The following is a 940-nucleotide window of genomic DNA, read 5'->3' as shown; positions in this document are numbered from 1 at the left end:
ATGTTACAAAATAACTTACATTAATCCGTACCATGACCAAAAAGATTGTTGACAACATAAAATTTATTCTCTACAACCTTATAGTTGTACTCATTCTACTATGTTTTTCAGAGCTTTTAATAAAGCATCTATTAAATAACCCTGCAAAAATACCAAAATCATTTGTAACCTCCTTTAGAAATTTCTATCGAGAGAACGATAGATCTACCATACAAGTTGTACCTGAATGTGGTAAATATGATTCTAATTTGTTTTATACCTTACGTCCCGGCACTTGTCAGTTTAAAAATAGAGAGTTCAATAATCAATTTAACGTTAATGAAATTGGAGTACGTGACGATATGCAATCACTTGAATTTCCAGAAATCATTACTACTGGAGACTCCTTTACCATGGGATGGGGTGTTGATAATGAAGAGGCATTTCCATCTCAATTAGAGAAACAGACAGGAAGAGTTTTATTAAACTCTGCAGTAAGTTCATACGGTACTGTAAGAGAAATGATGATACTAAATAGAGTTAAGCTAGATAGTGTCAAAACTCTTATCATCCAGTATCACCCTAACGATTACGAGGAAAATAAAAAATATTATGACAATAATAACTCTTTACCCATCTCTCCGGAGGAGGTATATCAAAGTACCGTTAATCAGGTTGCAAGTAATAAGAAGTATTATTTTGGTAAATACACCTCCCAAATCTTAAAGCAATATATAAAGGATAAGGTCAAGCCTGAAGATAATTACCTGGACAATAGAGAAAAAGAATGTGAACTCTTTCTTAATTCTTTGATTAGCAGTAATTTGCAATTTGATCGAATAAACGTTGTCATATTTGAGCTTAATAACTTCAATGAAGAATCAAATTTTATCCCCAATCTTAGAAACGAGATTAAGAAAAATAGGTACCCTGATTATGTCAAAAATTTCAAAATACTTGA

The 940-nt window shown here is 31.6% G+C and carries 1 pseudogene; it reads left to right on the top strand.

Features of this window, described 5'->3' with window-relative positions:
• Positions 1-32: 32 nt before the first annotated feature.
• A pseudogene (locus E1140_RS00170) lies at positions 33-940 on the top strand (hypothetical protein); the annotation flags it as partial.

The organism is Fulvivirga lutimaris, from assembly GCF_009711525.1.
Lineage (GTDB): Bacteria > Bacteroidota > Bacteroidia > Cytophagales > Cyclobacteriaceae > Fulvivirga > Fulvivirga lutimaris.
The sequence above is the reverse complement of the archived record's forward strand: the minus strand, read 5'-3'. Positions and strand labels throughout refer to the sequence as shown.